A 9,363-nucleotide genomic window follows, 5' to 3' on the forward strand; every position below is an offset into this window, starting at 1 on the left:
CAGTTACTGAGGTTATTGGTTATATTGGAGCAGAGGGTGAAGTTGTGGCTGATAACGTAGCTAGCGCACCAGCTGCTGAACCTGCGCCAAAAGTTGAAGAAGTTGCTACTGTAGAAGCACCTGTAGTGGCAACCCAGGCTCCTGTCGTACACGAAGGTGGCAAAGTACGTGCAACACCTAAGGCTCGTAAGGTGGCGCGTGAGTTGGGCATTGACCTCACTCAAGTTCCAGGAACTGGAGCAAAAGGTCGTGTTCATGCTGATGACGTTGAAAACTTTAAGGGTGCTCAACCTAAGGCGACTCCATTGGCACGTAAGATTGCAGCGGACCTTGGTATTGACTTAGCTAGCGTATCTGGAACAGGCTTTGGTGGTAAGATTACTAAGGAAGATATCCTTGCAATCAGTGCTCCAGCGCAAGTGAAGGAAGTGGCTGCTGCACCTGTAGTTGAAGCTAAACTTGAAAAAGTCTTGCCAGAAGGTGTGGAAGTTATCCCAATGTCTGCTATGCGTAAGGCTATTTCTAAGGGAATGACGCACTCATACTTGACTGCACCAACCTTCACCCTCAACTATGACGTGGACATGACTAACCTTATGGCTCTTCGTAAGCAAGTCCTAGACCCAATCATGAATAAGACTGGTATGAAGGTAACCTTCACGGATTTGATTGGTTTGGCAGTTGTGCGTACTCTTATGAAAGAGGAACACCGTTACCTCAACGCATCCTTGATTGACGATGCGCAAAATATCGAATTACACAAATTTGTTAATCTCGGTATTGCCGTTGGTCTCGATGATGGATTAATTGTACCTGTCGTTCACGGTGCAGATAAGATGAGTTTGTCTGAGTTCGTTGTGGCTTCTAAGGATGTCATCAAGAAAGCTCAAGCTGGTAAATTGAAGGCTGCAGAAATGTCAGGTTCAACCTTCTCTATTACTAACTTGGGAATGTTTGGAACTAAGTCATTTAACCCAATCATCAACCAACCAAACTCAGCTATCCTTGGTGTTTCAGCAACTATTCAAACTCCAGTTGTTGTTGATGGAGAAGTTGTCGTACGACCAATCATGGGTCTATGCTTGACAATTGACCACCGTATCGTAGATGGTATGAATGGTGCCAAATTCATGGTTGATTTGAAACATTTGATTGAAAATCCTATGGAATTGTTGATTTAAGAAAAAAATATCTGAAAACTGAAGTTTTAATAGAAAGGAGAGGGCGAACCAGAGGGTATAACTGAACCCGAGCGGAAAGCTTGGAAAATAGACCGTCTGTCTACGTCAGCAGGCTGACATGTCAGACGCCTAATTTTCAGTCGCTTTCTGGTCGCTCTTGGTATCTTATAAATGGCTTTTGAGATTATTATGCCTAAGCTTGGTGTTGATATGCAGGAAGGCGAAATCATCGAGTGGAAGAAACAAGAGGGTGATGTGGTTAATGAGGGAGATATTCTTCTTGAAATCATGTCAGATAAAACGAACATGGAACTTGAAGCAGAGGATTCTGGTGTTCTTTTGAAAATTACTCGTCAGGCTGGTGAAACAGTGCCAGTTACTGAGGTTATTGGTTATATTGGAGCAGAAGGTGAAGTTGTGGCTGACAAGGCAGCTGGCGCAACTGTTGCTGAAGCAACTGCTCAGTTGGAATCAGCTGGTCTTGAAGTTCCTAAAGCTCCTGCCCAAGCTGCTCCAGCAGCTGCTGCAGAAAAAGCACCGCTTGCTGACAATGAGTACGATATTATCGTTGTTGGTGGTGGTCCTGCTGGTTACTATTCTGCCATTCGTGGTGCACAACTTGGTGGTAAGGTTGCCATCGTTGAAAAATCTGAATTTGGTGGAACATGTTTGAATAAAGGATGTATCCCAACTAAGACCTATCTTAAAAATGCAGAAATCCTTGATGGACTTAAGATTGCTGCAGGTCGTGGTATTAACCTAGCGTCAACAAACTACACTATCGATATGGATAAGACAGTTGACTTTAAGAACTCTGTTGTTAAGACTCTTACTGGTGGTGTTCAAGGTCTTTTGAAGGCTAACAAGGTCACTATTTTTAACGGTCTTGGTCAAGTTAATCCAGATAAGACAGTTACTATTGGTTCAGAAACAATCAAGGGACGTAATATCATCCTTGCGACTGGATCAAAAGTATCTCGTATCAATATTCCTGGTATTGAGTCACAACTTGTGATGACATCAGATGATATCCTTGATTTGCGTGAATTGCCTAAATCACTTGCTGTTATGGGTGGTGGTGTCGTTGGTATCGAGCTTGGTCTTGTTTATGCCTCATATGGTGTAGAAGTGACTGTTGTTGAGATGGCTGACCGCATTATTCCTGCTATGGATAAAGAAGTATCTCTTGAACTTCAAAAAATCCTTGCTAAGAAGGGTATGAAGATCATGACATCTGTTGGGGTTTCTGAGATTGTAGAAGCTAACAACCAATTGACCCTTAAACTTAATAATGGTGAAGAAATTGTTGCGGATCGTGCCCTTCTTTCAATCGGTCGTGTCCCTCAATTGGATGGTCTTGAAAATCTTAACCTTGAACTTGACCGTGGTCGTATCAAAGTTAATGCTTATCAAGAAACATCAATCCCAGGAATCTACGCACCAGGTGATGTTAACGGAACTAAGATGCTTGCTCACGCGGCTTACCGTATGGGTGAAGTTGCAGCTGAAAATGCTATGCGTGGCAATGTCCGTAAGGCTCACCTTGACTACACACCAGCAGCTGTCTACACTCACCCAGAAGTAGCAATGTGTGGTCTTACTGAAGAAGATGCACGCGCTAAATACGGTGATGTTCTCATTGGTAAATCAAGCTTTGCTGGTAACGGACGTGCCATCGCTTCAAATGAAGCTCAAGGTTTTGTTAAAGTCGTTGCAGATGCAAAGTACCATGAAATCCTTGGTGTTCACATTATCGGTCCAGCCGCAGCTGAATTGATTAATGAAGCGTCAACAATTATGGAAAACGAATTGACTGTAGATGAACTCTTGCAATCTATCCACGGTCACCCAACCTTCTCTGAAAACATGTATGAAGCCTTTGCTGACGTACTTGGAGAAGCTATCCATAACCCACCAAAACGTAAATAAAGCTGATAAAATTCTCGGACGGAAGTTCGGGGATTTTTTTCATTTGTATTTATTTGAAAAAATCGTTACGGATTTTCAATAGTTTTTAAAGAAAAATACGAATAATAAGTTAAAGAGTTTTCTATCAAGAGAGAAAGTTTGTTTATAATTTTATAATATTTCTGCCTTATTTAGAAAACTTTTAATAATGACCTTTCCATTAGAGTTTTTCTATGGTAAAATGGTTGACGTATTAAAAATGCAAAAGGAAAGTTAAATGCGAACAAAAGATTTTATCTACTATGCCAGTGCGGCTGTTCTTTTAGCTGTCACAACTCAGGTTGCTCATGCAGATGAAGTGGCGACACAAACGCCTTCTGTTACTGAAGGAAATCAGTATCAACCTGCGACAGCGGCTGAGATTTTTGGTGGAGAAGCAGCCTTGCCTGCAACTCCTAGTTCAACTGTTTCAGCACCCGTAGCTACGAGTGAGGTGGCAAAACCTAGTGCTCCTGCGGTATCTACGTCACTCGCACCACAAAGTTCAGAGGCTGTAACAACTGCGGCATCAACTTCAGTAGCTAACTCTACTGTTGCCGTGACTTCAACTTCAGTAACATCTTCAGTTGTTAGTTCAGAAAGTGCAACAGCTTCTACAAGTGCGACAAGTTCGGAAACGTCAAACAGCGCTGTAGCAACACCTGCTAAATTGACAAATTCTACGGATGTTCCTTCGCCAACGCTTAAGGTACAACCAAAGACTTTTATCGATGTCAGCAGCCATAATGGTGATATCAGTGTAGATGACTATCGTGCTCTTGCACGCCAGGGTGTGGGTGGTGTCGTTGTCAAGTTGACTGAGGACACTTGGTACAACAACCCTAAAGCGCCCTCACAAGTTCGCAATGCTCAAATTGCTGGTCTTCAAGTATCAACCTATCATTTTTCTCGATACACAACTGAGGAAGAAGCACGTGCAGAAGCTCGTTTCTACATCCAAGCTGCACAAAAACTAAACCTTCCAAAGAGTACTGTTATGGTTAATGATTTCGAAGACTCTAAGATGCTTCCAAATATCAACCGTAACACTCAAGCTTGGGTTAACGAAATGCGTAAGCATGGATACAACAACTTGATGTTCTACACAAGTGCTAGCTGGTTGGATGAGAACAATCTAGGCTACCGTGGACCTGTATCAACCTCTCAATTTGGGATTGAGAATTTCTGGGTTGCCCAGTATCCATCAACAACTCTTACAGCAACAAGTGCTAAGAACATGCGCTATAATGCCAAAACTGGAGCATGGCAGTTTTCAGCTACGGCTAATCTCTTGCCAGGTAAACATGTCTTTGACCACAGCGTGGACTATACAGGACGTTTCACAGCTAATGCCAGTGCTGAGGTTGATGCCACCCAAGGCGATTTGAGTGGAACCATTTCTATTGTCAATAACAATCCAACTGTTGGTAGCTTTGATGTTGTCATCTCTAATGTTAAGGCACCAAACGGTGTTGAAACTGTCTCTGTTCCAATTTGGTCAGAAATTAATGGCCAAGATGACATTATCTGGTATACGGCTAACCGTCAAAATAATGGAACTTATACAGTAAACGTTAAGGCTTCAGCTCATAAAAACTCAACCGGTCTTTATAACATCCATCTTTATTATATTCAAAAAGATGGTCAAATGACGGGTGTTGGTGGAACAACTACGCAGGTCTTCATTGGTAAGACACCAGAGCAGTTGAAACCTAAAGCAAGTTTTGCTATTGAAAATAATAATGCTAAGGCAGGAACTTTTGACGCCGTTATCACTAATATCTCAGCACCACTAGGTGTTAAAGAAGTGTTAGTCCCATCATGGAGCCTTGAAAATGGTCAAGACGACCTTATTTGGCATAAGGCAACCAAGCAAAATGATGGTAGCTATCGTGTCACCATTAAGGCAAGTGAGCATAAGGGCAATAAAGGGAATTACCGTGCTGATGCCTACATCGTGGACAACGCTAACAATCGTCATTATATTGCCGAAAAAGTAGTGTCTGTTGATTATGCTCGACCAAGCGGTGTTCTTACGATTGAAAACAACAATACTGCAGCAGGTACTTTTGATGCCGTTGTTCGTAATATTGTTGCACCTACAGGTTTAAAAGAGGTTCTTGTTCCATCATGGAGTTTGGCTGGTGGTCAGGATGACCTTATCTGGCATAAGGCAAGTCGTCAAGCCGACGGTTCTTACCGAGTGACTATCAAAGCAACGGATCATAAGAATTCAACAGGTAAATACCGTGCTGATGCCTACATTGTAGATGACTCTAACAAACGTTTCTATCTCACTGAAAAAGTGGTAGAAGTTACTCAAACTCGCCCTAGCGCAAGTCTCGTTATTGAAAATAATAATGCTGATTTAGGTACTTTTGATGCTGTTATTCGCAATATCGTAGCACCAAATGGGGTTAAGGAAGTCTTAGTTCCTTCATGGAGTCTAGTTAACGGACAAGATGATCTGGTTTGGCATAAGGCTAGTCGTCAATCTGATGGTAGCTACCGTGTTACTATTAAGGCTAGTGAGCATAAGAATTCTCTAGGAAATTACCGTGCTGACCTTTATATCGTAGATAATGCCAACCAACGTCATTATGTCACTGAAACAATTGTGGATGTGAAACATAATAAACCAGTCGGTACCATTTCAGTAGTTAATAACAATAAAGACACTGGAACCTTTGATGTTATTATTAGTGATGTCTATAGTCCTAAAGGTGTTCGTACTGTTCAAGTACCTATTTGGTCTGAAAAAGACGGACAAGATGATATTCGTTGGTATGAAGCAACACGTCAAGCTAATGGCACTTAACGGTAAATGTTCAAGCTACTAACCATAAAAACTCAACAGGTTTGTACAATATTCATTTGTACTACATTTTGAATGATGGGTCACAAGTTGGTGTTGGTGGCACAACGACAACTCTTGAATTCCGTAATGCTAAGACTAAAACGCAAACCTATATCACTAATGTTAATTCAGAAGCAGGTAGTTTTACAGTTGTAGTTGATCAAGCGCCACAAGGACGTCAGATTAAGAATATCCGTGTAGCTGTATGGTCAGAAAGCAACCAAGGAAACCTTTCTTGGTACAATACGGCACCTACTGGAACACATACTGAAATCAATGTATCGACTGTTAATCATAAGAATCTCATTGGTAACTATACGACTCATGTTTATGTAGACTATGTAGACAATACTGTAGACGGATTCAACCTTGGTGAGACAGCTCTTGCTCCACGTAATCGTCGTGTTGAGCCTCAGACGACTTATTATTCTCAACGTGATCCTCGTTGGGCTTCTAAGTGGTATGGTGTCAGCAATATGGACCAGTCAGGTTGTGTTCCAACATCACTTGCCATGACTTTTACAGATATTTTGGGAACAGTAATTGCACCAACGACAGTTGCGGATTATTTGTACTACAATACAAATTCATTCAATAAAACATCAGTTGCTGGTACAGACGCGGATGGTATTGTATTAGCAAGTAAAAATTGGGGTCTCAAGAGCAACATGCTTTCAAGCATTGCTAACATTGCTTCAGCTTTGATGTCAGGCCAACACGTTCTGGCAGCAGTAGGAGCAAGCCAATTTATCAATTATCCTTACACGCATGAAATCGTGCTTCATGGCTATGATAATGGTAAAACTTATGTTCGTGATCCATTTAACGCCAATAACAATGGTTGGTATTCATTGGACTACATTCATGGTGTTCAGAGTCGAGATGCAATGGATACTAAGCTTGGTGCACCATTCTTCTCAATCTTTGCTTAATCTATTAATGAAAGGTCTTTAGAAGGAAACTTCTAAGGGCTTTTTTGGTGTTCATTTTTGATAGTCATATTTTTTATTTATCTATTTTCAGAATATTATATACATGTTTGAAATCTCATATTTATGGGCTTTTAGGTTCTTTATTTGGATGACATTGATGCTTTCAGCATAGAAATTACTTATTTTTTTATCATTTTTATAGTTTTTTTAGAGAATTATCACTTTTGCTCTATTCGTAAGATATTTTCTATGGTAAAATGGGTGACGTATTAAAAAGTGTCAAAGGAAAGTTAAATGCGAACAAAAGATTTTATCTACTATGCCAGTGCAGCTGTTCTCATGGTGGTGACTACTCAGGTAGCCAGTGCTGATGAGGTAGCTACGCAAATGCCTACGGTTACTGAAGGGAACCAGTATCAACCTGCGACTGCAGCAGATATTTTTGGTGGTGGAGCAGTCCTTGCACAAGAGTCACCATCAGCAAGACCAAGTTCAACTGTTGCGGAAACACCTACAGCCACAAGTGAAGTAGCAAACTCAAGTGCTCCACAAGTTAGTCAAGCAAGCTCAACAACGATTGCAGCATCTGAATCAAGAGTCGTTGCCTCTGAATCTGTAGTTCAGGCTAACACAGTAGCGAGTTCAGAAAATGCGACGGTACCGACTGCTTCTGAGGTTTCAAGCAATATCGTGGCTGAACCTGCTAAGTTGACTCATGCCTCAGGTTCATCTCATGATACTGATGTTCTAAAACCTAAGGCTAGCTTCTCAATTGAGAACAACAACAAGGTCACTGGTACCTTTGATGCTGTGGTTCGAGATATTGTGGCACCCTTGGGTGTTAAAGAGGTTCTTGTTCCATCTTGGAGTCTAGCCAATGGTCAAGATGACTTGATTTGGCATAAGGCAGCCAAGCAAATGGATGGCTCTTATCGTGTAACCATTAAGGTGGTAGATCACAAGGGGGAGGCTGGCAATTACCGTGCAGATGCCTATGTTGTTGATCGAACAAATAAGAGACATTATATTTCTGAGAAAGTAGTATCGGTAACTTACTCTCGTCCAAGTGCAAGCCTAACGATTGAAAATAATAATGCAGCTACAGGCACTTTTGACGCTGTGGTAAAAAATATCATTGCTCCTACAGGTGTGAAAGAAATCTTAGTCCCATCATGGAGTCTCGTTGGTGGTCAAGATGATTTGATTTGGCATAAGGCGACGAAGCAAGCAGATGGTTCTTACCGAGCTACCATTAAGGCAAGTGACCACAAAAATTCAACTGGTAAATACCGTGCAGATGCCTATATCGTAGATAATTTCAACAAGCGTTTCTATTTGACTGAAAAAGTGGTGGAAGTTAGCCAATCTCGTCCAAGCGCAAGCCTAACGATTGAAAATAATGATGCAACTACAGGTACTTTTGATGCTGTGGTTCGCAATATTGTTGCACCAAATGGCTTGAAGGAAATCTTGATCCCATCATGGAGTCTTGTTAATGGTCAAGATGATTTGGTTTGGCATAAGGCAAGTAAACAAGCAGACGGTAGCTATCGTGCGACAATTAAGGCTTCAGACCATAAACATTCAACTGGTAAATACCGTGCAGATGTTTATCTCGTCGATAAGGATGGCAACCGTCAGTATTTGACTGAGACCGTGGTTGATGTCGATGAAACTAAGCCAAGTGGTATTTCAGGTGTGGTTATCCCAGTCTGGTCTGAGCAAAATGGTCAGGATGATCTTGTTTGGCATAATGCCACAAAACAGGATGACGGTTCCTATAAGGTGACTATTTAAGCTAGCCAGCACAAGTGGAATTCAGGCAAGTACATCGTTCATGGCTATATTGTTGATGCTTCAGGTAAGAATATCGGCTTTGGGGCAACTTCAGCTGATGTGGTAGCCCCTAAGAAAATCGGTTCGGCATCAAGAGGAAATTACGATGTTTTAAATAAGGTTGTCTATCTCGATGCTGGGCATGGTGGCTATGATCCAGGAGCTTCGTACTTTGGTATCTCTGAAAAGAGCTTGACCTTGGCTATCCAAAGCCGTGTGAAAGCTAAACTAGAAGCAGAAGGTTATCAAGTTGTAACCACACGCACAAGTGATACCTATGTCGACTTGACGGATCGTTCACGTGCAGCTAATGCTTCTGAATCAGATATCTTCGTAAGTATTCACATCAATGCTTCAGGAAGTTCTGCAGCACAGGGTATTGAGACTTATTATTACCAACCTTATGCAGAATATCCATCACGTATTAATGCGACCTATCATGCTAATCCGACTCGTTTGAGCATGAGTGATACCTTGGCCAATGCCATCCAGTCTAGCTTGATTAATGCGACTGGTGCTCAGAATCAAGGCGTGAAACGTCAAACCTTTGCGGTCTTGCGTGAAACGACAGCGCCAGCAGTCCTTCTTGAACTAGGTTTCTTGTCAAATC

At 41.7% G+C, this 9,363-nt stretch carries 2 protein-coding genes and 2 pseudogenes; all 4 read left to right on the forward strand.

What is annotated here, in order from left to right; translation table 11 throughout:
- Positions 1 to 1,181 (forward strand): dihydrolipoamide acetyltransferase (locus HMPREF3112_RS05220; RefSeq protein WP_256262663.1); only part of this gene is annotated, 1,181 nt, incomplete at its 5' end.
- A gap of 171 nt (positions 1,182 to 1,352) precedes the next feature.
- Entirely contained in the window at positions 1,353 to 3,110 is a 1,758-nt protein-coding gene (lpdA, locus tag HMPREF3112_RS05225) for a dihydrolipoyl dehydrogenase (protein WP_070438520.1), read from the forward strand.
- A 256-nt stretch (positions 3,111 to 3,366) separates the two neighbouring features.
- Positions 3,367 to 6,917, forward strand: a pseudogene (locus HMPREF3112_RS05230) (GBS Bsp-like repeat-containing protein).
- A gap of 783 nt (positions 6,918 to 7,700) precedes the next feature.
- Positions 7,701 to 9,363 (forward strand): annotated as a pseudogene (locus HMPREF3112_RS11920) (GBS Bsp-like repeat-containing protein); the annotation flags it as partial.

This window comes from Streptococcus sp. HMSC10E12, from assembly GCF_001807855.1.
Classification (GTDB): Bacteria; Bacillota; Bacilli; order Lactobacillales; family Streptococcaceae; genus Streptococcus; species Streptococcus salivarius.

Bases quoted from the DNA above. Each gene is read 5' to 3' on its own strand.
- lpdA (WP_070438520.1), top strand. From the start codon at position 1,353: ATGGCTTTTGAGATTATTATGCCTAAGCTTGGTGTTGATATGCAGGAA.